We start from the raw sequence: 25,108 nt of genomic DNA, 5'->3' as shown, positions 1-25,108 counted from the left end.
CACAGCCCTGAGATGTGTGGCCCAGAAAACGATCAACCAAATGGTAAATCTCGGCTCCTTCTATATATAGGTGCATCAACAAATCCCCTTCCGCTGGACTATGGATTTATTGCTGCACCTACAACCGCCAAATTGCAGCATGGGCACGTCAATCCTCTCCCCAAGGAATCACTGCACCATGGCTGATAACTTCCGGCTCAACATCGGTTCACTGCGCAGCGATGTGAAGCTAACCCTTCACACGCACCATGCAGCCCGTATCTGGATGGGACGCCCAAAAAATGATCTCAAAGTCGGCATCATCGGTTTGTCAGGGTTCTGCACTGTCGTCAATCGCATGTCTCGTGGAGCCCAACAGGATGATCCCTACTCCGATTGGTGGATGATCCAACTAGAAGAAAAAATCAGCGAGTCAAAGGAAGCGCTGAAAGCTATCGAAGAGCGCCTAGACACAGCGATGGCCTCCCTCCCCCCGGCCATCACCATCAGCGAAAACCTGTCAATCCAGCCTGTCAGCCTACCGCTGTACATTGCCAACCCACTCGGTTTCCAGGCCGTTTACCTGCTCACTAACTACGACGAAATTGTCAGGCGCATTCTGCTGGCCCAGCACGTTGGCCTTGTCGGGCGGCACGATATGGAAACCTGGATTGATGAAGGCGCAGCGGTACTGAGGAGACTTTTTGGGCTGGCCCAGAACTACAAATACTCCGGTGCTGCACGCGATGACTTCGCCGCCAACAATGCCAAAGCTGATGCAGCCCGAAAAATGTACGAGCGCTTTGGAGAACTGCCACAGGACATCCTGGAAGGCACCCGCCGTTCGAACTTCGCCCCACCCATCATTCGCGGCAAGCAACAAACCGAGGTGGAAGATCACCTCGATGAGGCCGAAGAGGGTTGATGCACATGGGCCAGCCAAAGTCCGAGGATGGAACGCTGCAACAGACAGCCTTCCGACCACTGCAACAGGAAGCCTTTCAGCGACTGCAACAGGCTGCCTCACTAAAAGGCCTTTTAAAGCCTTTTAAAGGTAAGGGGGAGCTGACCCAATTTGCTGCTCTATGCCGAGAACAGGAGTCGGGTTTGAAAGCCCTTGCCCAGGGAGTACTGGAACAAGCACGACGGTATCCCTTCACCTTAGTGCCGGTTCGGCTCACCGAGCAAAACACTCAAGCCGGTACCCAATTTTTGAGATGGCAGCAGGTGACAGATCGGCGCATGGGCGTAGGTGTTTGGGCAGAAATGATGAGCTCACCCAGAACACCAGAATCCTTGCTGCAGGATCTTTACGTGATGGAGCTGCAGCGCATCACCATGAACATGCAAATGAGTTTGTTGCACTCGATCACCAAACAGGCCGCCGAGTGCGCAGAAAAAATGGGCCAGGCAGAGGCCGTGTATACCGCTCGCCTGCAGCAGCTCAACACCCCAACGCAACACCAATAACCTCGGAGAATACCCATGGGCACGCCCGTACAAGGCTGGGAAGGCAATATCGGTTCTGCACCGGAATTCAAAGAATTCCCCAACGGCAATAAAGACCCACGTCGACTCATGCGAGCCAACGTTTACTTCGACAATTCGATTCCGGATGGTAAAGGCGGCTACGAAGATCGTGGCGGTTTTTGGGCGAATGTGGAGTGGTGGCACAAGGATGCCGAGCATTATTCGCAACTGTTCCAGAAAGGTATGCGAGTGCTGGTTTCCGGTCGTGCAGTAATGGACCGCTGGGAGAAGGATGGTGAGGAAAACGCAGCGCTGAAAATTCAAGCCGCTCGGGTCGCCATCTTGCCGCACAGGATTGCGAGCGTGTCCCTGACACCGTCGCAGCCCCAAGGCAGCACCTCACGTGATCAATCCAGTCCACAACCAGCGCCTGATTTCGACGACTACCCGGACCCTGACCGTCCGTTCTGATTGCAGGGGCTTAATTTCGGGCCACCAATCGTGAAACTTGTGGTGGAGGGAAACCCTCAACGTCTTTCCCTCCCCAATCGTGAAGCCTTAAGGTGTATGACAATGCGGGACGATGATGAGGTGAGGTGTCCAGATGGCTGGCTTCTGGTAGCTGCGGATCACCCCACGTTGGGGCGGCTGTACTGGCGGTACTGTGATGAAAGCGACGTAAACGCAGCAGACTTCTACGGTATCACCGATAACATTCAACTCGCCTCCTGGATAAAAGCTGGTTGGCGTGATAAAGACGTCTGGGCGAATGACTACAGTGACATGAGCTCATTTGTCGCACGAAGATTCATACAAGAGCTTTTAAATCCTGATCGCTACGACACCAACTACTTCGAACTTTTCAGCTGGGATGAGGAGTCTGAGGATCTTGAGCTTCATGGCGATTTACACGATTTACAACGTCGAAGTGGTCAATCTGTCGAGTTCTTCGTACATTGGCTAAGGGCCGCCGATTGGTTCGACACCCCGGCATCTGACTACAACAATTTCCCGTAAAAAATCGCGCCATGCGCGGATCTGTTGGTAGATGAATTTGAGCATCGAGGAGCAACCGGCATGGGTGATAACGCCTTCTTGCCTAAAACCTCTGACAAGCGACATTCCAACAACCCTCACCTGACGGTTATTGCCACTGGTGCGGCCGCTGCGCGGAAAGGGCTACGGGTGTATGACTGCCCTTACCAACACCCCGCTATGCGTGCATCGTGGCTAAAGGGCTTTGCCCAGGCACAGCAGCTATCGCTGGACCTATAGCCGCATAATGCCCTCCCCTGCGTATTGACCATTTCCTATTGAAGCCCTACCCGCCTGACGCAACATTCCCGCTCTAATTATTTGAGAGGGACACACCGTGAAGCTATTGATCATCGAGGCACCTGGTAAGCTGAAAAAGCTCCAGCCAATGATGAAGAAGCTGCGCCCAGGCGAAGACTGGCAGGTGGTTGCCAGTGGTGGGCACATACGCGACCTGCCGGCCAGAGGGCAGGACGACAGCATGATCACAACCGGGGTACGCAAAAACTACACTCCGGTATACGAGATCCTGGATAAGAGCGCCAAGGCCGTGCGAACCATCAAGGCCGCAGCCAAACAGGCCAGTGAAATCTACCTAGCAACCGACCCGGATCGCGAAGGTGAAAGCATCAGCTGGCACATCCAGCAGGTACTGGCGGTCAAATCCTACAAACGCATCACCTTCAATGAAATCACTCTCAAGCGTGTCGAAGAGGCTCTAGCCAATCCTCGCCAAATCGATTTGAACAGGGTCGCTTCACAAGAATGCCGGCGTGTACTTGATCGCTTGGTGGGTTACCTGGTGACTCAAGAGCTACGCCGATTGATGGGCAAGCCCACCTCTGCAGGCCGAGTGCAATCGCCTGCCGTCTACTTGGTTGTTTTGCGCGAGCGCGAGATCCGCAACTTTCAGGTAGTCAAACATTTCGGTGTGCGTTTGAACTTTGCGGATATCAATCAGGGCACCACCTGGTATGCAGAATGGCAACCGGTTCCGGACTTTGCGAGCAAAGACTTTCCTTACATTCAGGATGCCAACCTGGCCCAGTTCGTCGCCGCCACACGTAATGTCGTCGTTGAGTCTTGTGAAGACCGCAAGGCCGAGCGCCACCCACCCGCGCCTTTCATCTCTTCCACCCTTCAGCAAGCGGCTAGCAACGCCTTGAAATGGGACCCGGACAAGACCATGCAAGTCGCCCAGCGTCTGTACGAACAAGGCGTCATCACATACCACAGGACGGATAATCCCAACGTAACAGACGAGGCCATGCAGGATATTAGAACCGTAGCTAGATCTATCGGGGTGAAGGCCGTCGACGAGCGACGTACATTCAAGGCCGCCGAAGGGGCGCAGGAAGGCCACCCCGCTATTACCCCGACGCATTGGGCTGATGCAAAAGCTGGTGAGAACGACGAGGAGCTCGCCCTGTACAAGTTGATTTGGGTCCGGGCGCTGGCCAGCCAGATCGAAGCGGCGGTATTCGACGTGCGTGCTGTAAAACTGCTCGCGGTTGGCCCAAATGGTAAGGCTCTGCGATTCAATGCAACTGGTGAAACCCTTTTTCATCCTGGGTGGCGGAAACTGCTCAAGGGCGATGACACAGACGATGAGGAAGATGCAGCAGCGAGCAACCCAGTTCCTGCACTCTCACCAAAACAGATCCTCTCTGTGCATAACGGAGAACTGCTGAAGAAGAAAACCCAGCCGCCATCCCGCTACACCAAGGCCAGTCTAATCAAGGAAATGGAGCGCCGCGGTATTGGTCGTCCCAGTACGTTCGCCTCGATCTTGAAGAACATCACCAGCAAAGGAATGATCGAGGAAAAAAGCCGCAAGCTGGTACCGGCGCCGCTGGGGGAGGAAACAATCGCGAAGTTGGAAGGGTTCTTCAGTTTCGTGGAGCTCGATTTTACGAGTGAGCTGGAGCGCGATTTGGACAAAATCGCCCAGGGCCAAGACACCTATGGAGCTGTCGTTGCACGTCTGCATAGGCGCTTGGAAGAGGAACTGTCTCAGCAACGTGGAATGCCGAGTGTGCCGATGGCGTTAGCTCCACGCCCAGCCACAGCAGGTGGCGCTTTCAACTGTCCCAAGTGCAATCAGCCCCTCGCAAGGCGACAGAAAAAAGGAGACGGTGGCTATGACTTCTGGGGTTGTACCGGCTTCAAAGCGAATGGATGCAAGGTGAGTTTTCCAAACTTGAATGGCAAACCAGATCTCAATAAACCCAGAGGGGTGTGACCTCAGCCATTGCCGATATAAATCACCGTCAACGCCGTTACGCATTAATCCTGGAAGCCCGCCCCCCTATACCTGACATTCCTCTGCGATATTGCAGAGGAGGTCATGGGTGAGCGTACAGAAGAGGCAATCGGTGTTGGGACTGCGCATCTTAGCGCCGAAGCTGGAGAAGTTCTCTGACCGGCAAATTGAAGTCGCCCAGACCTGGGCTTTGCATTTTAGCGTACCGCCCTCCCGACTGACCTCCTTCATCGAAAACTATCTGAGTTCAACCGTCCACACTCGGTGCTGGTGCGTCACCCTGCCTTCAACAAGTGATCAAAAACGGCCAGTTTTGGCCAGAATCGGCGATCACCTCCAGTACTTCGATGGTCATCAGGTTAAGGCCTGCAAAATCACCAGCAAGGACCGCGTCCACAAGAAAAAACCCACCGCACTGGTGGCCCAGCAGCTAATGCTCAGGTTTGAAAAACGCTGGTATGCAGAAGTCCTACTGACCTCTTTCTGCAAGTCGGCTGGAGAGAGGGCGCAAGCCCTATCGATTGAAGATATCGGATGCTTTAATCGCAGAGGCTACGATTCAATGGTGAGCAACAATCGGTACTTCAATCCTCGAAACCGGTTTTACCTGAAGCAGATTGGCAGCACGCTGAAGCAGTTTTGCCAGTGCCTCGATCAGGAACTACTGTTCGCCATCCGTTCAGCGCAATGCCCCTCCCCCAAGCTCTATAACTGGCTGGCTCAAGGCGACCGTAAACGCCGCCTCCAGGCATTGAAAGCCCAACCGGTACTGATTCCACTTCTGTTACTTGTAGGTCAATCGACGTGGCCGTGGGATGGTCAGCAGCACGTATACATGAACTGCCCGTGGGATGAGCTTCAGGCGTATCGCCCAATTTGGAGCGAATACGACTATTTGTTTTCAGCTCAAGAGTGCCTGATAGGTCGCATTGCTGACGCGGGTCTGCCCCTTATCGACACTCTGGCGTGGCTGCTACAGGCGCCGCGCGCTGCAGTGCGCTACTTAGGGCAACAACGGGTATTCGACACCGGCAGTGCATTGACCTGTATCAATCGTGAGGGGCCAGAAGGGACCTGGCATCGACTGCTGCTAGGAGCCTCACTGGGCAATCGCCGTCCCTTTAAAAAAGCTCACTGGATCACTTTCTTCGCCCTGCTGGATAAAATCCCGTATCAACTGCGGGAGCAGACGCAGGACTGGAACAGGCTGCTGTCCGGATGTCCTACTGATTGGTCGGATCCCAGTTGGTCCAAAATCGCCGACGACTTGCGAGACCTAAACGAGCTCTTCAACAACATAGATGAGAGCTACGGACCCGATGCCCGTGAAGCACTGCAAAAACTCAAAAACTTCATTGGTACTGCTACCTATCACCAGATCGCCAGCTTGGTGGATAGCTTTCACCTAGCAATGATAGAGATACGTGAAGCTCTGGATGCCGCAGATCCCCAAACAAAAACAGACTCATTTACGCCCTGGAGGCCGCTGCTTAATTCAAACGACACATCCCTCGTAAGCCCGAATGGACTGCAAATTGTCGAACTGAAGTGCCCAGCCGATCTGGATGCGGAACATCGAGCGCTGGGCCATTGCATTGATGGTTACGACTACAGCGCTTATCGGGGTAACTGCCGTCTTATTTCGGTTCGCGAAAACGGGCAATCGTTGGCCTCTGCCGAAATCCAGATGAATGAGAGTGCCTGGGGCGAAACGCTAGAAAAATTGACTCCCAAACACCTGGTGACGACACAATTGAGAGGGCTCCACAATCGCACACCTAAATCGGGGTCCAGGGTTGCCCGGGCCTATCAATGGTTTTGGGCAAAGATCAAATCGGGTGAACTCGCCATCAACCTGAAATGGCCAGACCAAACCCTATCCATGTCTCGCTATACAAATCGAAACCGGAAAAAACTGCATGCTCAAGCGTGCGCGGAATGGATCAACCTGCACCTGAGCAGAACATGAGCCGTCCGCGCCTCATGAACCGCCGGCAGGACCTGGTAGAAAAGGTCATTTTTGACGGCTATGACTTCGGCATTTTGTTGCAGTACGTCGACGGAGCCAATCGGCTGTTTCTCGAACGTGATGGTTTCTACATCCGACGTGCCGAGCATCCTCAGCATCGCTATTGGCGTTTGCCCAAAGGCAAGTTGCTGGATGACCTGGATGTGTTCTTCCACCGGTTGATGGAGTTGTCCGAGGACCGTTTCAATGAAAATTGGGAGACGTTTTCACATAAAATCACGGTCGCACAACACGCTCCAGATCGGCAGGCATTTACTTGGGGTCTGACCTTTCGGGTCGCTCCACTCGTTCAGGGGGGGATCCTTCTGTCGGGTGACTACCACCCTGGCGCAGTCGCCGTTGCTCGGCGTATGCACGGCGTGTTTCTTGGGCATTCCAAATCTTGGCGCATAGACGCCAGCGCGGAGGTGGTGCGAAGCAACCTGATTCTGGAGCTTGCAGTGTCAGAGGATCAGTTCGAGATCCTGGACACCGTGCAGGAGCTGCTGACCGACGGATCCATTGTTCCTACTGATGAAATCACCCGCATCAGTCTTGGAGGACCACCACAAGAGCGTGCAGCACAAGCGACTGACGACAGCACGTCAACCGATGTGTATCTCGCCGCCGTGCCCTCAATCGAGCGCACCGAGTTCACCACCGAGCAAATTAATCAGGCCTTGGCAGGTTATTCTTTACTGGACCATCAACCTGCGGGTATCCGGCACTTGCTACAGCGGACCAGTGCATTACTTGCAGATGATATGGGTCTTGGGAAAACACGTCAGGCAATCATTGCCGCCGCTGTCAGAGCCTCTGAAAGACCTATTTTGGTCATCACCTTGTCGACGCTGATCATCAACTGGCAACGAGAAATCCAGATGGTGTATCCCAACGCCGCAATCGGCCAGCAGGTCTTTGATCCCTCTTCGCAGTGGATGATCACCAACTACGAACGCCTTGGCGATTACGTGCTGCATGCAGCCCACTTTGAAGTGATGATCATCGATGAGGCTCACCGCCTGAAAGAGCCTACTGCCGCGTGGACACGTCATGGGTTCGACATTGCCGCCAAGGTGCCTAATCGATACCTGCTGACTGGCACACCGGTGCTCAATCGAGAATCAGAACTGCACACGCTGCTACGACTGTCCGGCCATCCTGTCGGGAAACTGCCCCTCAAAGAGTTCTGCGAGCAGTTCGCCGGCAGTCAGGATTTTCGCAAGAATCTGCGCGATGCGATTGGCGATTGGATGCTTCGGCGACGCAAGGATGTGTTACCCGGACTCAAAGGCAAACAGCGCCAAACGCTACCCGTCGAACTCACCACTGAAGAGCGCAAGCAATACGATCAGATTCGACTTGAAGACAGGCCTAGCCTGGCCAGGCTGGGATCACTGCGTCAGTTGCTTGAACAAGTGAAGGTTCGGGTCGTTATGGATCTGCTGTGCGAACTGGACGCGGAGGACAAAGTTATCTTGTTCTGCGAGTTCAAAGACACGGTAGGAACATTGCGAACTCGGTGCGAGCAAGCTGAGTATGGGTGCGTCACAGTAGTCGGCAGCGACTCGGTGGGCAAACGTCAGAAGGCAATCGACCAATTTCAAAGCGACTCGCACACCCGCGTTTTCGCGGCCACGACATCTGCGGCTGGAACAGGCAACAATCTCACAGCGGCCAACTATGTCATGTTCCTGGGACTGCCCTGGGCGCCTGGACTGCAGGACCAGGCGGAGGACAGAGCCTACCGAAATGGGCAGTTGCGAATGGTCGTAGTGAAAATCCCGCTGGTGGAAAACACCATCGACCAGATGCTCTGGCAAATGCTGCTGGATAAGCGCCAGTTGGCAAGTGACCTCATTGAACCAGATGCAGCCGCCAACGCTAGGGCCGAGTTATCGGCCAGCCTGTGAACGGCATCTGATAGCCCCCCCTCACATTCTTTAATTTCGGCTGAACTGGATGCCATGATAAATACCTGGAGACGCGGTTTTCTATTTCCTACTGCGCAGTAAATAGCAGCCTGTCACCGTTCCCCCATCACCAAAGGGGGCCTCTCGGCACATGATCAGGCACGTCACCACGCTTTCGCTGCTCGCGTTTATCGCCAGTTGCACGACCCAAACGGCGCAGACAATCAAGCCCGCGTACGACAGCAGTAGAAACCCGGACATGTTGACGCCGGACCTCTACCCCGGCGGCGCCGTTGCTGAAAAAGAGCCCGTCGTGCGCTACGGCCGTTACACCCTGGTCAGCACCTTGCCGGACTCTGGTCAACGTGACCTGATGGCTCAAATCATTGACGTCAGCATCCCTCCCAACATGCACCCAAACGTGCGCGATGCCATGCAGTACGTGGTTGATCGATCAGGTTATACGCTTTGCTCGGCAGACACTGGCCACGTCAATATCCTTTACACCCGTCCTCTGCCGGCAGCCCAATACAAGCTCGGCCCAATGACACTGCGCAACACTCTGCAAGTACTTGCGGGTCCGGCCTGGCAGGTGAAGGTCGACGAAGTAAATCGCCAGGTTTGCTACGTGCTGCGCCCTGGCTATCAGCTACCTGATACTGCACGGCCTGGATCGACGCAGGTTGCTCAACTCAATGCACCCACCACTGCTAAGCCGGCTCCCGCAGCCCCAACCAAAGACGATTCGGGCAGTCGAGTAGTAGTCGCCGCGGTGCCGCAAACGGCACCCTTCACAGCAACTGCAGCAGCCGCTACGACTGTAACGAATCCTACACCAGCCAAAACCGTGGCCCCTCCTGCAGCAATTGCGAAGGATGGCTCTGCCAAACATACGTCTACCTTGCCGACTTCAACTCCTGCCTCGAGCAAGACCAATAGTCCCACTGCCAAGGCAGCTGCAACTGCGACTCCATTGACTCAAGCCATTGCTACAACCAGTCCGGTCACTCCGGTTACTCCAGCCATTGCCACGCCGAAGCCGCTGGCCCAGATATGGACGGCTTCAACTGGCTCAACTCTTCGTCAAACCGTCGAAGGCTGGGCTGAAAAAGCGGGCTGGAAACTGATGTGGCAGGTCGATGATTTGGATTACTCAATTGACGCTCCACTTCGATTTGAGGGCAGTTTCCAAGAAGCCATTGGGTCGATTTTCCCTCTGTACGACTCGGCTCCACGGTCCTTTCTGGTCGATGTGGTCGACAGTAACTCATCACAGCGGCTGATTTTGATTACAGAGAGGAACAAATGATGACTGCTCGTCTCTGGATCAAAGGCACAGCCTTGACACTTATGGTCGCGCTGGTGAGTTCCTGTTCGCTGCAGCGTGTGAATGAATCGGCCAGCCGAGCTGAAAATGACGCTGCGACAGCCTCTCAATACAGCCGGTTTCTGAGAAATCAGCAGCAAGAGCCCGCGCGCGCTACGGTGGTGTTCCGCGACAAACCCTGGGTTTCAAAACAACCGATGGTCGCCAAGCGCGGTTTACCCCTGACCATGGATTGCGACATCACCTATCGCCCTTCGTATTCCGTTGGCATCACAGAGATCGCGCGTTACATCACCAGCGAATGCGGCGTTCCGGTCATCGTAGCGCCTGATGCCATCGATCCAAGCGTCCTGTCCAGTACGACGCAAGGTAGCTCGGGCCCCAGCGCCTCCCCAGGTTTGAATCAACCCGACAACCTGTCCAACTTCATGCCTGCAGGCGTCATTGGCAACGTGCCCACCAATGCCCGCTCCATGAATATGATCGGACAGATTGCTCTCCGCACATTTCCCATCAAATACAGCGGCAAACTGTCAGGGTTGCTGAATCAAGCGACCGCCCAGTTGGGCTTAGCGTGGAGCTATTCCTCCGACGACCGTAGCGTGCATATCACTTACTTCGACACCAAGACGTTCGATGTTTGGGCATTTGGCGATGACCAGGTCATTGAAAGCACAGTGAAGTCAGGCTTGCTGACCACCACAGGCAGTGGAAGCAGCTCCGGTGGAGGTGGAGGATCCTCGTCAACAGGTGCCTCGGGTGAGTCCGGCAGCAACCAGAGCACCACCGTCACCATCAAGACATCACTGATCGGGGACATTGAAAAAAACGTCGAGGCGATGCTGAGCCTGCAACCGCAAGGTCGTATGTTCCTTTCTCGATCCACTGGTTCCCTGACGGTGAGTGATCGACCAGAAGTCCTTTCAAACGTCGCCAAATACTTGAACTCAATCAACCGCAGCATCACACGTCAGGTGCTGTTCAATGTCAAAGTCTTCGAAGTGACCCTAACCGACAAAGATCAGACTGGGCTGGACTGGAAGGCGGTCTTTACCAACCTGAGCAACAAGTGGGGCTTTTCCCTCAAAAATGCCACAACAGGAATTAGCACCGGCGCGGTCTCGGGCTCGTTCAGTATTTTAGATACTTCAAAGTCCCCCTGGGCCGGCTCCAATCTGATTATTAAAGCGCTTTCTGAACAGTACCGCGTCTCAAACGTCCGTTCTCCCTCAGTCACAACTTTGAATTTACAGCCTGCCCCTATCCAGGTCGGCAACGTAAAAAGCTATATCGCATCGAGTTCCACAACCACAACGGCCTCCGTCGGATCGTCCACATCACTGAATCCCGCGACGATCACCAGCGGTTTCAACATGATGTTGCTTCCTCGGATTATCGACCAAGACAACCTGCTGCTGATGATCACTTTGAGCATGAGCAGCAAACCCACTTTCACCCCCTTCAACAGCAACGGCTCCAGCGTTCAGACAACCGATTACGACACCAGGAACCTCTCTCCCAAAGTTCGACTTCGCAGCGGTCAAACACTGGTATTGACCGGCTTCGAGGAGAACAGCGAAAACGCGACCAAGTCCGGTGTAGGTGACCCAGGGTTCTTCGGTTTGGGTGGCAGTCGAATTCACAGTACAGACCACAACGTATTGGTCGTACTGATTACACCCGTTGTCGATAGCGACAGCGTAAGCCCTAGTACCCTGAATACACCTGCTGCCAACGATCCATGGGGTTCTTGTCCTAGCCCAGTGCTGAATTGCGCAGGTTTTAAGGGGTAAACCATGGTCGCGGAAATAACGAAAAGCACACGCTCTGCGCGCGTCCAGGTCTTGCAGCACAGAGGGAAATCGTTTGTGACTGGACTGCGCTGGCATCCGCTTGGCAGCGTCACCGGTCACATGAAAGAAGCGCGCCAGTATGGCCGTGAACACCAACTGGACATCGTTGCAATCCGCAGGACACCGGCGATCATTCAGGCAGGTTTTGTGGCGCACAGCGACAGCGTCACCAAAGGCATGTATTCGCTTGCAGCGACTCTGGCTGGACAGTTGGGCGACTCGTGGATTGCTGCGTGGCGGACGGCCCCGGATCTTGACCAATACGCCTTGGTTGCGGTGTATCAAGGTGGTGTGATTTCAGGCTGTGACATGATCGGTACAGGCGCCGAGGTGCAGCGCAGGGTCGTGCAACAACGCAGTCGCGGCATTCAATTCAGCCATGAGTACCTGCCTCCTGAGTTTGAGATGGGCGGGCATCCTCTGGACGTCGAGGATCTGCTTCAACCCGAGAAACTGAAACGTGAATATCGACTTCGACCGCTCGTATTTGGACTCTCCAAGACCGAACTGGTGCAGCTCTCGATTCTTGCAGCGCTGATCGCAGTCGGCGTCATTGGCTGGGCGCAATGGCAGAGCCATCAGGCGCAAATAGCCAAGGAGGCAGCGTTCCAGGCTGAACAACAACGTCTAGCTGAGTTGGCCAGGCTGCAAAAAGAATCGGGTGTGGAACAACCTCCCCAAGCGCTTGAACATCCCTGGGCCAAACGTCCCTCTGTTGAAGATTTTTTAGGGGGTTGTAGCAGCAGTATTTATCAATCGCCCCTGTCTATTAAGGGATGGCTGTTCACGAGTGCCGTGTGCGATGGCGCACAGGTCCTGTCCTCTTACACACGTTCGGGCAATAGCACCGCCGACGAACTGATACAGGCCACTCAAGGCCACTATTCTGATCGGCCGGCGTTCTTTGACGAGGGTAATTCGGCCACGTTGAAGCTCGACATTTCGTTGCCGGCATCTGGTGATGAGCCACTCAAAGAAGCAATCGTGATGCTGGCGAATTTGTCTTCCTGGTTGCATAGCTTCAACCAAAAACCAGTCCTTAAAGAAGTACCGGTCGTTGTGCCCGTTCAACCGGCCATTCCTGGTCAGCCTGCTCCACCGCCGCCGCCACCTCCTCAATGGAAGCTGTTTGAGCTGCGCTACAGCACCGGGATTACCCCATTGGACTCTTTATCCGGCGCACCAACTCAGGGGCTTCGGCTGCGTGAAATCGAAACCAAATATGAGGCTGGCCACCTTGTCTGGTCAGTAATAGGTGACCTTTATGCGAAATAAGACGCTGCGCTTGTGGTGTTCAATTCTTGCCTTCGGCGCCCCCATCTGTTGGGCGAGCGAAAACACGCCTTCCGGGGTAAACGTCGGCGAGCTGGCCATCATTCAAAGCCAGACGATTTTGTTGAACGCCAAGGCCGAAAAGGCCAAAGCCGAAAGATCCATTAACGGTGAAGACCACAGCGCAACGTCGCAGTCTTCGCCTTCGCCTTTGCTTTTTTCACAAGGCAACTTTACGCAATCGACGTCAGCCTCGACCCGCAGCGCTGATGCACAGCCTGAGTTACCTGTTGTCAAAGCCGTCTTCGGCTCAGCAAAGCGTCTGCGCGCCACCCTGCTCTACAGCGGCGGGGTTGAGATCGACGCTGATGCCTCCTCACGGGAACTGCCTGGGGGCTACCGTGTGGCAATCCTCACCTTCGACAACGTGACGCTTGAGCGAAACGGCAAGCGCTATCCCCTCGGTTTTTCCAATACCCCTCCAGTCGTTCCAGGCAACGCCAGTTACCCCACGCCTAGCAACACCGGGGCTGTCCCCGTGCTGCCCGGATTGTTCCCAGGCCAACATTAAGAAGACAGTGCTATGACGATCCCGGCTGGAAATCCCAAAGTAATTGAGCTTGGCGCCGAAGAACCCATTACGGAAATTCTGATATCTCACGAAACATTGCTGACCGCTGCTGGAGGGCCGTTTGAGCTGAAACCGGAATTGCGTCAACTGTGTGCGCTGACTAGCGACGGGATTTTGTACGTGTCAGCCCAACACCAAACGGATGCCTATGTCATGGCATTCGAGGATCAGCTAGAGCACGAAAATCATCCTTTTGAAGTCAAGATCTGCTCCATGAGCACAATCAAGGCGCTCTACCAGGCTAATGACGATGCTAATGGTAAAGCCCTGTCGGCCACCGAAACAAAACGCCAGGCCCAGGTGGTGCAACTGCTTGGAGAAGCCCATCGGAATAATGCAAGCGACGTTCATTTTGTGGTGGGCCACGACATCACTCGGATCTTCTTTCGCATCGACGGGCTCTTGTGGGAGGCAGAGCAGCATCAGAGCAAAGTTGGCATGGAGCTCTGCTCTTCGCTCTACAACAGCATGTGTGATGTAGCGAAAGAGCACTACCAACCGCAAGTGAGCCAGGACGCCAGGGTTAAACGAGCCTATGTCGAACAACTCGGCCTGTTCGGCGCCCGGGTCGCCACACGGCCGCTCGTTGATGGCCCTCTCATGGTTCTCCGCCTGCTGTACGACGACAAAAACAAAATGACACTGGAGGACCTCGGTTTTCTTCCCCAGCAAATCGAGGCATTCAGCCGCATTCGTAGCATGCCTTATGGAGTAAACCTGATAACCGGCCCCACAGGCTCCGGGAAGTCCAAGTCCCAACAGGTCAATCTGAACCTGCTTTATCAGGAATGTGGTGGCACAAAACACATTTTGACGATGGAGGACCCTCCTGAATATCCAATCCTGGCCAACCAGTCACCACTGGGTGCGGGCGAAACTTGGAACGAAGGTATCACCAATACCATGCGACTGGACCCCGACATCCTGATGTACGGGGAGATCCGGGATCTTGCGTCAGCTCAAGCGGCGTTCCGTGGGGGAATGACCGGGCACTTGGTACTTTCGACACTGCACACTAACAACGCCGTAGCAGCCCTACAGCGGCTGATAGACATGGGCGTAGACCGCTACCTAGTCACCGACCCGGCCTTGATGACGAGCGTCGTGAATCAGTCACTGCTGCCTGTGCTATGTCCTCACTGTCGAGTACCTGCAGTTGCTCATCTGGACCAGCTCAATGCTGCGCTGACACAGCGCTTGCGCGACCTGCAGGCGATCGATCTGACCTATCTCAAAGGCCCTGGGTGCCCACACTGCAAACGCCGTGGCGTCATTGGGCGCACTGTGGTTGCGGAAACTCTGCTCACCGACCTCAAGTTCATGCGCGTTTTCAATGAACAGGGTGCAAGTGCAGCACGTCGCCATTGGGTTAAGGAAATGGGCGGCATCACCAAAACTGCTCACACGATCATCAAGCTCAAACAAGGACTGGTAGATCCACGTCATGCGGAAATGATGGTAGGACCGCTGGACTTTGATCGACAAACCCTGGAGCTCGCTCATGCTCAGTGACGTCAGAGGAATGCTAAATGGCTGGGCGGAGACCTTCTACGCCAAGCAGTTCGGCAAAAACGAAAGAATCCAGTTCTACGAGAGCCTGATGGGCATCCTTGAGGATGGTGTCTCGCTTGAGGACGCACTGCACACGGTCGCCAGAGCGTTCAGCGATAACGGCCAGAAATTGCATCCAGTCTCTCTTGCCTGCAGGGATATCGCACAATCGGTGAAGGGCGGGAAATCCCTTAGCATTTCCTGCGAAGGCTGGGTTCCCTATGACGAGAATTCACTGATCGCTTCCGGGGAAGACACGGGCAACCTGGTGCAGGCTTTTCGGGACTGCGTGAGGATTATTGAAGTACGCCAACGGATCAGCAAACTCGTAGCCTCGGCCACCGTGTTCCCCTCCGTGGTGTGGAGCGTCATGGCGGCGCTGCTGTATGTGATTGCGGTTTGGATGGTGCCCGCCATGACACGTCGGTCTAACCCCGAGGCTTGGACGGGTGTACCGGCTTTTCTCTACGCCCTATCGAACTTCGTGACGCACTACGGACTGGTGACCCTGATCGCGGTGGTCATATTCATCCTCTTATCGATCATCACCCTACCGGTGTTTTGCGGACTTCAGATCACGGCTGCCAGCCCGTCGTGGAAGCTGAAGTTGAACAAGCTGCTCCAAATCCTGAGAGTCCGCGCCGAGCGTCTACCCCCTTGGTCGGTCTACAAGGCGCTTCACGGGTCCATCTTTTTGCTCAACATGGCAGTGATGTTGCGCTCAGGCATCAACCAGCTCGATGCGCTTACCTCTCTTCAGCGCAATGCCTCCCCATGGTTGAAGGAGCGACTGACTGCCATTCATTACGGCGTCAGTGCCGGCAAAAACTTCGGCACTGCACTGAAGCTCGCGGGTCACCAATTTCCCGACCCGATGGCCATGCACTTTCTCGAAGTACTCGCCATACGCAAAGGCTTCGCCGAGTCGATGGAACGGTTCTCCAACCGCTGGCTGGAACAAACACTTCAGCGGGTCGAGGCCATCGCCAAATCTCTCATCGGTGTGTCCTCCATGGCCATGGGGATCATGATGATTCTGGTGGTGATCGGGATCTTCCAATTGGCCGGAAAAGTCACTGAAACGCTTTAACTCAAACTCAAATGAGGTACCGGAAATGCCATTTAAGACCCCCAAAAACCAAGGTGGATTCCTTTCTCTGGACGGGATGTTCTGGCTCATGCTGATCGCGGTGGCGCTCGGTTTCATCGTGTTTATGGGATACAGAACATTCGGTAGCTCAGACGTCACTATTGAACAGAGCAATCTCGGCACGTTGCTGAGCAATACCAAAAGGCTGAAAAGCACCACGGGTTACGCCACTGCCGGCACCAACTTAGCGCCATCCTTGATCAACCTCGAAGCTACCGGCGGCATGAGCATCAACGGCACTACCTTGTCCAACCGCTGGAACGGCGCTGTGACCGTGGTGAGCAACGGCATGACCTTCACCATCACGGAATCCAACCTCCCGAAGAATGCCTGCATCACCCTCGCTTCTAACATGGCCAAGGACAAACAGACGACGACGGCGATCAACGGTGGTACTGCTATTGCCGGCGAAATCACTGCAGTGGCCGCTGCGACCAGCTGCTCTTCAGACGCCAATACAATCGCCTGGACCTCGTACTAAGGAGTCCAGTGTGAGCGTGATCTCTGAAGCTGAATTCGTCGACCTGTACCTGGGCGACGGATTTGCCGACGCCAAAGGTCTCCCAGGGCAAGCGCGAAGGGTTGAAGCTCCGGCTGAATGGCGAGCAGACCTTGAGCGCTTGCGGCTGCAGTGTGAGGAAAAACACGCGGCTACCCAGGACCCGGAATTCGCTTTGATTGAAGATGGCGTAGTCCTGCGCGTTACCCAATTACTGGACTTGAATGGAAAGCCCGTATTCGTTCTAAGTAAGTCATCGGTTCAGATTCGCCCCTTGGATATGTTGGGTCTACCCGATTATCTCCAGGACGCATTGATGAGTGACACAGTACGCGGACTTATCTTCATTTGCGGCGAAATGGGCACAGGTAAAACCTCGAGCGCTGCCTCTTTGGTTAAGGCTCGCCTTGAAGCTTGGGGCGGCATTTGTGTGGCGGTAGAGGATCCTCCAGAACCGTATCTGAACGGAAGACACGGTGAAGGGCGCTGCATTCAAGTTCCTGTTTCTCGCCGCCTGGGAGGCTACGAGGAAGCGTTGATCCTGGCACTACGCACAAGAGCTGATTTGCTGTTTGTCGGAGAAATTCGCGACAGCGCGACGGCGGCACAAGTCATCCAGGCCTCAATCAACGGCCACCTGATTATCTGCACGGGCCATGCCGGCAGCGTCATTCAAGCCATTGAGCGGATACCAGCCATGGCTCAACCACTGCTGAAAAATGCTCGCGAGCTGCTTTCCAGGGGCCTAGTAGCTGTCATTCATCAGTCTTTGTCGAAAGCTGCTGATGGGAGCAGTCGACTGACACTGCAGAGCCTGTTGTTCACCGGTGATGACGGTCCAGGCATTCGTGAAAAAGTCCATGCAGGAAAGATCACCTTGCTTGATCAAGATATTTCCGCCCAATCATCTAGGAGCCTCTGGAATGACCAGTAAAAGAAAGCAACGTGGCTTTCTGAGCCTGGACATGGCGTTCGGATTGATCGTGTTTTCCGTCGTCGTAACCATGGCGATTATTTGGCAAATTAGGCAAATGGACGCTCAGGATTACCGCATTGCTGCTGACCAGCAGAGAACCATCTCTGAAGCACAAGCAAAATACCTGAAGGACAATTTCAACGCCGTATTGAACAACGCTACAGCGACCGTGCCGGTGCAAATTACCGTTCCGATGTTAATCAACACCCACTATCTTCCTGCAGGTTTTAGCTCCACCAATTCATTCGGGCAGACCATTCTCGGCCTCGCCCGAAAGCCCAATCCCAACCAGCTGGAGGTGATCGTCGTCACCACAGGTGGGCAGACGATTCCTGAAATGGGTATTCGCGCCATCGCTGAAAACCTCGGCGGCCCTGGTGGCTTCATTTCAACAACTAATCCGAACATTGTTCAGGGTGTACGTGGAGGATGGCAAGTAGCACTTAGTAACTACGCCATCGCCCCCGGTCCAGGGCACACAGCAAGCGCCCTCTTCCTCATGGACGGTGCTTTGGCAAATGACTACCTATATCGAAACGCCGTGCCCAATCATCCTGAATACAACGCAATGAATACTGACCTCGGGATGGGTAATCACAACATTAACAACGTGGGAAGCCTTACTGCCTCAGGGAACGTCGCCACTGGGGGGGACGTTACAGCCCGTAATGTCACCGCTACCGCCAACGTCAACGCAGTAACCGCCAACATTACCGGTGATACCTATACCGGTGGCTGGTTTAGAACACGTGGTGACACAGGGTGGTACAGCGAGAAGTGGGGAGGAGGCATATACCAGAACAGCCCAGACTGGGTCCAAGTATATGGAAACAAAAACTTCTCAACCGGTGGTGAGATACGCGCCGGAAAACTCTCATCGAGCGGACGTACTCAAGTTGGAGAGTATCTACAGCTCGATGGCGCCGCAGTGGAAGGAAACGATTGCTCTCCCAACGGCATGTGGGCCAGGGATGCAAATGGACCTTTATTCTGTGGAGAGGGTAAGTGGAAAAAACCGGGGGGATGGGAGTTTCAACTCATCCAGGGAACATGCCAGGCCCCCTACAGAGGAAGTGTGACCTGTTCCCTCGGAGATACCACCTGGAAATCATGTTCTCTAACTGGCGCCTTTGGCGTTGGTGATAGCGAGGCAGGTTACATTTTTAGAAATACGAGCGGCTGGTATCTCTCTACCTCACGGCTAACTTGGCCGGGTCTTTTTTACTGGAGCTGCTTTAAGTAGCTGTACACGAGCCATCTCACCGTAAAGGTAATTTCATGTACATCGAGGTTCGGAATTTTTGTTCAAGGAACTTGAATGAAAATCACAAAAGCGGCAAAATGCCACCACTTGAATTTTTTGACTTGGATAGGACGATGTCGGAAAGACTGGAGAATGGAATCGAGTATAGTCGTGAAGAATTACATGCATGGCTCGAAACCCGAAGTAGGATTTGTTCAACTCCTCTATGGCGTCGAGCTCTGGAGGGAAAAGAGGTATTCGAAGTGGGCGATTACACTTATAAAATAAATCCGGCCTCACCTGAACGCTATTTGGTTAAATGCATCAAGACATCAGATCTCATTAATCCCCCTACTAACTTAGCCACTCTTAAACGTATCTCCAAATATTGTTTTCTGGCGTTTTGTCTGTTTGGAGTTTTCATCGCCCTGTACGCCGCCAAGCATGGCTTATCTCTGTCATAGGTCTTGAGCTAGCTATGGCAGTCCAAAATCTGATAGAGACCAGACTATGACAATGCAATGGCTAGTACTCACGATACTTATCATTGGTACAGGCATTTTTCTAGATAACCAACATGAGGCCCAGCGCGTCTCCGACTACGCATCACTCGACTCATTGAGCCGCAACTTTCTGATTTATCGATCCGCAACAGCTGCATTTGCTCAGTCCAACCCAGGCTTCAGTGGGGTTCCTGGCGACTCGTTGCTCAACCTGCCTGCGTGGTTTAACAAACCTCTAGGTGTTGGGTCTTACATATTGACTGGTAGATCCTATACGTATTTTAACGGGGTCGCCCCATCGGGCATGCCCTCGTCGCTGGTCGACCTGACCCAGTCGACAACCGTCGGAGTGAACCGCGCAGGGATTCTTGTTTCCCCCAAAGCCGGAGCGACCGGGATTTCCATTCCATCTGCTGTGCCCGAGGGTGCAATCGTCGCGGTCAACTGACCAAATCACCGTTCAGCAGTCGCTATGTTGCATATCCCCAGGCCTATCAACATAATGCACGCAACAATGTTTCCACCCCGTTGGCTACTGGCGGTCATCAGTAGCGCCCGGTGATGCAGCTTGCTTCATCACCAACCCCAAAGCACGCATAGCTCCGGGAAGGGCGTGCGGACCTGGTTCAAAGCTCTCCCTGTGTCTCCCTGTTCAAGCCAGACACGCAGCCGTCTAACTCGTGAATTGCGAGTTCATAGGCACATAGGGCTTTGTTGAGGTTCGAAGCACCGTAGTCTAAGGGCCACACTGGTGTTGTGGCCCATACTTTTTAAAGCTCACACAATGGGTAGCCTGATCATCTTGCAAAGGATGATCAGGCTACCCATTGGTAGCCACTTTTCCCTGCCGGTGGCCCGCCGGCGAAACGCAGGGCTCCCTTTGTGCGCGGATGCGTGCCTTATGTTTGCTGGCCTCAGCCACGATAATCGGCCAGGTGTAGGAAATGAGACGTTCAGATCACAGCCCAGGGATCGATGACGCCTCAATCTCTCACAGGTGGTATTTTTTTCTGAAAGACGTGTCTTATCTACAACCGAGGGTAACTGTTGACCCAGCTGCTCTCGGTAGCTTCTCCTGTTAAGTTAAATCTGCTTTTGCCCTCCCCGAATTACCCCTCCCGTTTGACACATCACTTTCCCCCTTCGATGATATGAGCGTGTTTTGCTGACGTCGTCAGCATCATGCCCAGGCAGTCAGGATCTTTAAGACTGCGACACGATGTTGGTGTCTGATCCGCCCAAGACCGCTGAGCTTCTGGTAGCGCGGTCGGTCGGCATCTGTCGATAGAAGCACCTTATGCAACTCACCTCGCGGGGAATCACTTCCCCAACAGGGCCAGTGTGTTCTCCGCATTTAACCTGCAGGAGAATCACCATGTCCAAACTCGCTTATAGCTTCGGTTTCGCGCTCGGCACTGTCACACGTAGTTTCCTACGTGCCGTGAGAAGACCTAGCGCTGCGCCTACCGCTATCCACGCCAAAGTAGCTCCATTGCTTCCACCACCCTGCGTACCCGATCGCCTGGTGAGCGAGATGGATCATGTGCCGGCATTAGCTCGTAAAGGTGTTGATCTGAACCATTGGTACACGGCAAATACACGAGTGGTCGAAAAAACCGCTCGCAGGTCGCGTAAGAAACCAATTGCGCACTCACTGACATCTGCAACTTGCTAAGCCGCTTATCCTCTCCCCGTAAGGAGCCTTCCCTCGGGAAGGTTTCTTTAGCGTTTTTACGGAAGGGGCTTGACAAGCGACAATCGTATTTCCATGATCTGAACATGTATCGCTGACGTCGTCAGCAACATGCCCATGTAGTCAGGATCCGCAAGACTACGATGCGGTTTACCGCATTGATCCATTCCCAAGATCGCCATAGCTTCCGGTAGCGCGATCAGTCGACTCAGTCGATGGAAGCACCTTCCCCACCCATGACGGGCCTACCCCGTCAGGGCAGGCCTCTCAATTTTTTGGAGGTCTGATGAAAACCGAACTGGCTCTCTACCAAGCGCTGATCTCGATCAACGTCCCGGAACAGAAAGCTAACGCTGTCATTGAAGCTCTGGAGACCGACATGCTTTCACGTTTGGCTACCAAAGCTGATTTGACCGCCCTTACTGCTGAGCTGAAAACTGAAATATCTCAGCTCGAAGTAAAACTCACTATTCGCATGGGTGTCATGTTGTCAGCTACCACTGGTGTGCTGATTGCTGCCATGAAATTCCTGCACTAAACAAACCCTTTAGCTTCATCACCCTCGCGGGGAATACTTTCCCCCAAGGGCGAAGTGTTTCTCCGCTTTCTGTTATTTCGAAACTGGAGAATCATCATGAGCACTACTCAAACCAACGAAGCAAAATTCTTCGATCTTCACACCACTGGTATCGGTTACCTCAACCGTATCCGTGAAGTGAAACCTCGCGGCAAAGGTAAGCCATTCATGGCTGTCACCGTTGCGGCACTGCGCGGTTCTACAGATGAAGCCGAGTACTCCTACATCGACTGCAACATTGTCGGCGCCGAAGCTGAAAAGCTGATTCGTCGCAGCCAAGCGGCCGTTGAAGCAGGAAAGAAGGTCCTTGTGAGCTTCCGTATCGGCGATATCTGGACCGATGCTTTTACCTATGAGAAAGGCGATAAAAAGGGTCAACCTGGAGCAAGCCTCAAAGGACGACTTCTGTTTATCGGTTGGATCAAGGTCGACGGCCAAACCGTTTATGAAGCCAAGCCTCGTGAAGTAGAAACAGTTGCTGAACAGGGCGAAGCGCAATCGGAAGCACCACTCGAAAGCGAAGAAAAAACCGAGCCAGTTGCGGAGGAAAAACTCCAACCAACGCGTGCTAAACAGCAGCGTAAGGCATCTTGATTCACTTTGTTGAAAGGCACCCTTCGGGTGCCTTTCATTACTATCAAAGTCCGAAGGGAACACCTCCCTTCCGGGCACGGTGATTCTCATATATTGGAGACTCGCCATGATACATAACGCAAAACGACTGCCTATGGTGATTGAGATCGGCTTAATAGCGGCTCAAGCTCGTATTCACAGCGCGCTAGACATACAGTGTCCAATTAATGTGGCTACTGACCCTCATGATGACCCGCGTTACTTCCTATCATCAGACCTCTGGTTCGATGCTGTGGATGGGGTAATCAAGTTGGCCGAAATGGACCACAAAAATAATTTCACTCCCGAGACCAGCCCGATTTTATCGGAGTTTGGACTTCTCCAAGAATATTGGAATGCCCGCGATCGTTTAGATCCGCAACCTCAAAGTAACGACGATTACTGACCGGTTCAAAAGGCTAAATCACTGCCTACACAACACATACACCCAACGGGAAACCACCTCCCGGACGGGCCAGGTGGTTTTCGCACCTGGAGTTGACCATGAATAATACTACTCATCTTGTATCGTCTGATCTGCTCAAGCTTCCGGTCGTTCTGACTCCGAGGGCCTGGCAAGAAGCGGTGCATATTGAAAACCCACAGGATGCAGCTGTTATCAGTAAGCGACTGGGCGATGTTGTCCTAGAGGCCTACCGAGAGCTGCATTTGCAACCTGACAGCGATCTGATCCATTTCGGCCTCTATCGCCTGCTGCCTGACGGCAACAGCTCAGATCGAGTCTGGTTGGACCTGAAGCTTGACCGCATAGAATCGCCGCCTGGTGTTTTCTACCTCTACATCTCACTTAAAGAAGAAATGCACACTTCTTGCCCATAACCGCTTCAGCATTCACAGCACTCCCCCAAGCCCGACATTTGTCGGGCTTTTTTCTCAGCAGTGTGGAGCTGCACATGATCAACATTCCTGGCCAACTGGCCATCCGCACCATCAGCGGCCGTAATGGCGACTTCAACGTCGGACGACTTTCAACTTCAATCGGTGAGTTCGTCATCAAAGACGCGCTCCTCGATCAGTACAGCGAGGGTAAATACCGAGGCGATTTCCTGATCACAGAAATTCGCCCTTCGTACTACTCAACATCGGGTCGGCTGGTCGTCGAGATTCGTGCAAAGCTCGACAGCATGAGCCTCGATGGCGTGGACCACTTGACGGCGGAAGACGCTGCCACGCTCTCTGCGAGTGAGCCGGACCCTATTGATGAAGAGTCATCTTCAGCGCTGCCAAAGCCTCTCCAGCAGCGTAACAAGCTGACGTCGTCTAAGGGGGCAAGCACTGGAGAACCGTCTGCAGCAGAGGATGCACCCTTTGGGATGCCGCCGCCCAGCTTGGCCAGTAGCGCAGAACAAGACGCCGACCTGTTCGGCACGATCTGGCCTCTGTGCGACACGGTCAAGCTTGACACCACTGTTGATCGCCAGTGCTTACGTCAGCAATGCACTCGCCTAGGCGAGCTCGGCTACGTGCTGGATTTCAAATTACAAGTCTGGACGCTCTCAAACTTCTAACTGTTCCAACACCCACCCTTGAGGGGCTCCCTCATGGGCGCTCCTTCGTATTTAAGGAGCATTACATGAACCCAATTTTCAGCAACCTGACCGCTGCAGTTCTGAACAATATCGACGATCAACTTGCCAACAACGAAGTATCGACGGATGAAGAACTATGGGATTTCTTTATAGAAGAGCTCGACATGACGGCTGAACAAGCTGATGCCGCCGTGTCACTCCGCTCCCAGTACCTGGGAAAAATCTTTCTGACGGGGCACAGCCCTCTGTTTCATAACGAGACGGTTTCGTTCGACCCAAACGATAAAACGTTCAAATCGGACGTCGTGCTGTTTCCCAAGCAATAACACTCACTACTAACACCCCCGAGGGGCTCACCGCCCCTCCGGGCGGGTTCCCTCTTCACAATGGAGGTTCCCATGCCCAGCCCTACCCCGCTCTTCCCAATCGAGGAGTGCAATGACCTATTCGTTGACGCTTGCGCCTGTGACGAACAACGCAACCTAGTATTTCTCTCTGCATGGGGCCGGGACACGGCACTGCAGGAGTTCCTGGCCAGGCTGACCCTCGGCGCTGCCGAGGATGGTCTGAATCAGTTTCACCTTGTTGTAGACGGTCGAAGTCTCCCCGTCTTTCCCAACATCGATCTGTTGGAAAAACGCACCACGCGGCAAATGCGCGGGACGTTGTTCGGCAGCTTGATTCACCTCTGGTTGTTCGACCGACGCTGCGTGCAGCCGGATCGAGCCAACCACTTCGCCTATGCCCTTCTTGAGAAGGGGCAGTCACCTCATCAAAGGCTTTGGCCGTTGATCCAGGACACCTGCCCTTTACCGCTACTGCCGCATTGGCAGAAGCCGGTGATGGACTGGCTCACTCAACACGACATGTTGCAGCTCTTGCCCGGAACATCCGGCGCCGTTGCGGCATGGCGCTTGTCGCTGCAACTCGACGTCCTCGAACCTGCTTTGGGCGATCTCATTCGCCAAGGGCAACTCTCAACCCACGCTCAGTTTTGAGCCTT

At 54.0% G+C, this 25,108-nt stretch carries 25 protein-coding genes; all 25 read left to right on the top strand.

Annotation, left to right across the window (positions count from 1 at the left end; all coding sequences use genetic code 11):
• Positions 1–178 precede the first annotated feature (178 nt).
• The 25 genes from NR164_RS25535 (at position 179) to NR164_RS25415 (ending at position 25,103) form a co-directional block, all read left to right on the top strand.
• Positions 179–904 (top strand): PFL_4669 family integrating conjugative element protein, encoded by a 726-nt coding sequence (locus tag NR164_RS25535; RefSeq protein ID WP_256823439.1) that lies wholly within the window; start codon positions 179–181, stop codon positions 902–904.
• Positions 905–909: 5 nt separating this feature from the next.
• The gene (locus NR164_RS25530; RefSeq protein ID WP_256823438.1) at positions 910–1,449 is read left to right on the top strand and encodes a DUF3158 family protein; all 540 of its coding nucleotides are present in this window, start codon (positions 910–912) and stop codon (positions 1,447–1,449) included.
• Between the two features lie 15 nt (positions 1,450–1,464).
• Positions 1,465–1,920, top strand: coding sequence for a single-stranded DNA-binding protein (locus tag NR164_RS25525; RefSeq protein WP_256823437.1), 456 nt, complete (start codon positions 1,465–1,467; stop codon positions 1,918–1,920).
• A gap of 102 nt (positions 1,921–2,022) precedes the next feature.
• Complete coding sequence (locus NR164_RS25520) at positions 2,023–2,466, top strand: hypothetical protein (protein WP_256823436.1); 444 nt, start codon at positions 2,023–2,025, stop codon at positions 2,464–2,466.
• Between the two features lie 60 nt (positions 2,467–2,526).
• Positions 2,527–2,724: a CrpP family ICE-associated protein gene (locus tag NR164_RS25515; RefSeq protein WP_256823435.1), complete on the top strand. Its 198-nt coding sequence runs from the start codon at positions 2,527–2,529 to the stop codon at positions 2,722–2,724.
• A gap of 97 nt (positions 2,725–2,821) precedes the next feature.
• A complete protein-coding gene (gene topA, locus NR164_RS25510; protein ID WP_256823434.1) occupies positions 2,822–4,726 on the top strand; it encodes a type I DNA topoisomerase in 1,905 nt (634 codons plus the stop codon).
• 109 nt (positions 4,727–4,835) lie between these two features.
• Positions 4,836–6,716 (top strand): hypothetical protein, encoded by a 1,881-nt coding sequence (locus NR164_RS25505; RefSeq protein WP_256823433.1) that lies wholly within the window; start codon positions 4,836–4,838, stop codon positions 6,714–6,716.
• The gene (locus tag NR164_RS25500) at positions 6,713–8,668 is read left to right on the top strand and encodes a DEAD/DEAH box helicase (protein ID WP_256823432.1); all 1,956 of its coding nucleotides are present in this window, start codon (positions 6,713–6,715) and stop codon (positions 8,666–8,668) included. Before NR164_RS25505 ends, NR164_RS25500 begins: the two co-directional genes overlap by 4 nt.
• A gap of 151 nt (positions 8,669–8,819) precedes the next feature.
• Entirely contained in the window at positions 8,820–9,977 is a 1,158-nt protein-coding gene (locus tag NR164_RS25495; RefSeq protein WP_256823431.1) for a TcpQ domain-containing protein, read from the top strand.
• The gene (locus NR164_RS25490) at positions 9,977–11,788 is read left to right on the top strand and encodes a PilN family type IVB pilus formation outer membrane protein (RefSeq protein WP_256823430.1); all 1,812 of its coding nucleotides are present in this window, start codon (positions 9,977–9,979) and stop codon (positions 11,786–11,788) included. Before NR164_RS25495 ends, NR164_RS25490 begins: the two co-directional genes overlap by 1 nt.
• A gap of 3 nt (positions 11,789–11,791) precedes the next feature.
• Positions 11,792–13,123 (top strand): type 4b pilus protein PilO2, encoded by a 1,332-nt coding sequence (gene pilO2 / locus NR164_RS25485; RefSeq protein WP_256823429.1) that lies wholly within the window; start codon positions 11,792–11,794, stop codon positions 13,121–13,123.
• Positions 13,113–13,691: a type IV pilus biogenesis protein PilP gene (pilP, locus tag NR164_RS25480; protein WP_256823428.1), complete on the top strand. Its 579-nt coding sequence runs from the start codon at positions 13,113–13,115 to the stop codon at positions 13,689–13,691. The genes pilO2 and pilP overlap by 11 nt, the downstream gene beginning before the upstream one ends.
• A 12-nt stretch (positions 13,692–13,703) precedes the next feature.
• Entirely contained in the window at positions 13,704–15,263 is a 1,560-nt protein-coding gene (locus tag NR164_RS25475) for a GspE/PulE family protein (protein ID WP_256823427.1), read from the top strand.
• Complete coding sequence (locus NR164_RS25470; RefSeq protein WP_201021864.1) at positions 15,253–16,392, top strand: type II secretion system F family protein; 1,140 nt, start codon at positions 15,253–15,255, stop codon at positions 16,390–16,392. The genes NR164_RS25475 and NR164_RS25470 overlap by 11 nt, the downstream gene beginning before the upstream one ends.
• 25 nt (positions 16,393–16,417) lie before the next feature.
• On the top strand, positions 16,418–16,933 hold the full coding sequence (locus NR164_RS25465; RefSeq protein ID WP_256823426.1) for a type 4 pilus major pilin: 516 nt from the start codon (positions 16,418–16,420) through the stop codon (positions 16,931–16,933).
• A gap of 10 nt (positions 16,934–16,943) precedes the next feature.
• The gene (locus NR164_RS25460) at positions 16,944–17,885 is read left to right on the top strand and encodes an ATPase, T2SS/T4P/T4SS family (RefSeq protein WP_256823425.1); all 942 of its coding nucleotides are present in this window, start codon (positions 16,944–16,946) and stop codon (positions 17,883–17,885) included.
• The gene (gene pilV, locus NR164_RS25455; RefSeq protein ID WP_201021862.1) at positions 17,875–19,170 is read left to right on the top strand and encodes a shufflon system plasmid conjugative transfer pilus tip adhesin PilV; all 1,296 of its coding nucleotides are present in this window, start codon (positions 17,875–17,877) and stop codon (positions 19,168–19,170) included. Before NR164_RS25460 ends, pilV begins: the two co-directional genes overlap by 11 nt.
• A 510-nt stretch (positions 19,171–19,680) precedes the next feature.
• Complete coding sequence (gene pilM, locus NR164_RS25450; protein ID WP_201021861.1) at positions 19,681–20,121, top strand: type IV pilus biogenesis protein PilM; 441 nt, start codon at positions 19,681–19,683, stop codon at positions 20,119–20,121.
• Between the two features lie 1,531 nt (positions 20,122–21,652).
• A complete protein-coding gene (locus NR164_RS25445; RefSeq protein ID WP_133074730.1) occupies positions 21,653–21,904 on the top strand; it encodes a hypothetical protein in 252 nt (83 codons plus the stop codon).
• A 96-nt stretch (positions 21,905–22,000) separates the two neighbouring features.
• The gene (locus tag NR164_RS25440; protein WP_256823424.1) at positions 22,001–22,537 is read left to right on the top strand and encodes an STY4534 family ICE replication protein; all 537 of its coding nucleotides are present in this window, start codon (positions 22,001–22,003) and stop codon (positions 22,535–22,537) included.
• A 106-nt stretch (positions 22,538–22,643) separates the two neighbouring features.
• A complete protein-coding gene (locus NR164_RS25435; RefSeq protein WP_256823423.1) occupies positions 22,644–22,961 on the top strand; it encodes a hypothetical protein in 318 nt (105 codons plus the stop codon).
• 98 nt (positions 22,962–23,059) lie between these two features.
• Positions 23,060–23,395 (top strand): hypothetical protein, encoded by a 336-nt coding sequence (locus NR164_RS25430; RefSeq protein WP_256823422.1) that lies wholly within the window; start codon positions 23,060–23,062, stop codon positions 23,393–23,395.
• A 74-nt stretch (positions 23,396–23,469) separates the two neighbouring features.
• Entirely contained in the window at positions 23,470–24,084 is a 615-nt protein-coding gene (locus NR164_RS25425) for a DUF3275 family protein (protein WP_256823421.1), read from the top strand.
• A 65-nt stretch (positions 24,085–24,149) separates the two neighbouring features.
• A complete protein-coding gene (locus tag NR164_RS25420) occupies positions 24,150–24,431 on the top strand; it encodes a hypothetical protein (RefSeq protein ID WP_256823420.1) in 282 nt (93 codons plus the stop codon).
• Positions 24,432–24,503: 72 nt separating this feature from the next.
• On the top strand, positions 24,504–25,103 hold the full coding sequence (locus NR164_RS25415; RefSeq protein WP_256823419.1) for a hypothetical protein: 600 nt from the start codon (positions 24,504–24,506) through the stop codon (positions 25,101–25,103).
• Positions 25,104–25,108 lie beyond the last annotated feature (5 nt).

It is taken from the genome of Pseudomonas sp. Pse79, from assembly GCF_024519615.1.
GTDB classification, from domain to species: domain Bacteria; phylum Pseudomonadota; class Gammaproteobacteria; order Pseudomonadales; family Pseudomonadaceae; genus Aquipseudomonas; species Aquipseudomonas veronii.
The sequence above is the reverse complement of the archived record's forward strand: the minus strand, read 5'-3'. Positions and strand labels throughout refer to the sequence as shown.

Coding starts and splice junctions, on each gene's coding strand:
- NR164_RS25440 (WP_256823424.1), top strand. CDS start 22,001: ATGAGCACTACTCAAACCAACGAAGCAAAATTCTTCGATCTTCACACC.
- NR164_RS25470 (WP_201021864.1), top strand. CDS start 15,253: ATGCTCAGTGACGTCAGAGGAATGCTAAATGGCTGGGCGGAGACCTTC.
- NR164_RS25445 (WP_133074730.1), top strand. CDS start 21,653: ATGAAAACCGAACTGGCTCTCTACCAAGCGCTGATCTCGATCAACGTC.
- pilV (WP_201021862.1), top strand. CDS start 17,875: ATGACCAGTAAAAGAAAGCAACGTGGCTTTCTGAGCCTGGACATGGCG.
- NR164_RS25500 (WP_256823432.1), top strand. CDS start 6,713: ATGAGCCGTCCGCGCCTCATGAACCGCCGGCAGGACCTGGTAGAAAAG.
- NR164_RS25525 (WP_256823437.1), top strand. CDS start 1,465: ATGGGCACGCCCGTACAAGGCTGGGAAGGCAATATCGGTTCTGCACCG.
- NR164_RS25465 (WP_256823426.1), top strand. CDS start 16,418: ATGCCATTTAAGACCCCCAAAAACCAAGGTGGATTCCTTTCTCTGGAC.
- NR164_RS25490 (WP_256823430.1), top strand. CDS start 9,977: ATGACTGCTCGTCTCTGGATCAAAGGCACAGCCTTGACACTTATGGTC.
- NR164_RS25535 (WP_256823439.1), top strand. CDS start 179: ATGGCTGATAACTTCCGGCTCAACATCGGTTCACTGCGCAGCGATGTG.
- NR164_RS25435 (WP_256823423.1), top strand. CDS start 22,644: ATGATACATAACGCAAAACGACTGCCTATGGTGATTGAGATCGGCTTA.
- NR164_RS25495 (WP_256823431.1), top strand. CDS start 8,820: ATGATCAGGCACGTCACCACGCTTTCGCTGCTCGCGTTTATCGCCAGT.
- NR164_RS25475 (WP_256823427.1), top strand. CDS start 13,704: ATGACGATCCCGGCTGGAAATCCCAAAGTAATTGAGCTTGGCGCCGAA.
- pilM (WP_201021861.1), top strand. CDS start 19,681: ATGACAATGCAATGGCTAGTACTCACGATACTTATCATTGGTACAGGC.
- NR164_RS25530 (WP_256823438.1), top strand. CDS start 910: ATGGGCCAGCCAAAGTCCGAGGATGGAACGCTGCAACAGACAGCCTTC.
- NR164_RS25430 (WP_256823422.1), top strand. CDS start 23,060: ATGAATAATACTACTCATCTTGTATCGTCTGATCTGCTCAAGCTTCCG.
- NR164_RS25515 (WP_256823435.1), top strand. CDS start 2,527: ATGGGTGATAACGCCTTCTTGCCTAAAACCTCTGACAAGCGACATTCC.
- pilO2 (WP_256823429.1), top strand. CDS start 11,792: ATGGTCGCGGAAATAACGAAAAGCACACGCTCTGCGCGCGTCCAGGTC.
- NR164_RS25415 (WP_256823419.1), top strand. CDS start 24,504: ATGCCCAGCCCTACCCCGCTCTTCCCAATCGAGGAGTGCAATGACCTA.
- NR164_RS25420 (WP_256823420.1), top strand. CDS start 24,150: ATGAACCCAATTTTCAGCAACCTGACCGCTGCAGTTCTGAACAATATC.
- NR164_RS25520 (WP_256823436.1), top strand. CDS start 2,023: ATGCGGGACGATGATGAGGTGAGGTGTCCAGATGGCTGGCTTCTGGTA.
- pilP (WP_256823428.1), top strand. CDS start 13,113: ATGCGAAATAAGACGCTGCGCTTGTGGTGTTCAATTCTTGCCTTCGGC.
- NR164_RS25425 (WP_256823421.1), top strand. CDS start 23,470: ATGATCAACATTCCTGGCCAACTGGCCATCCGCACCATCAGCGGCCGT.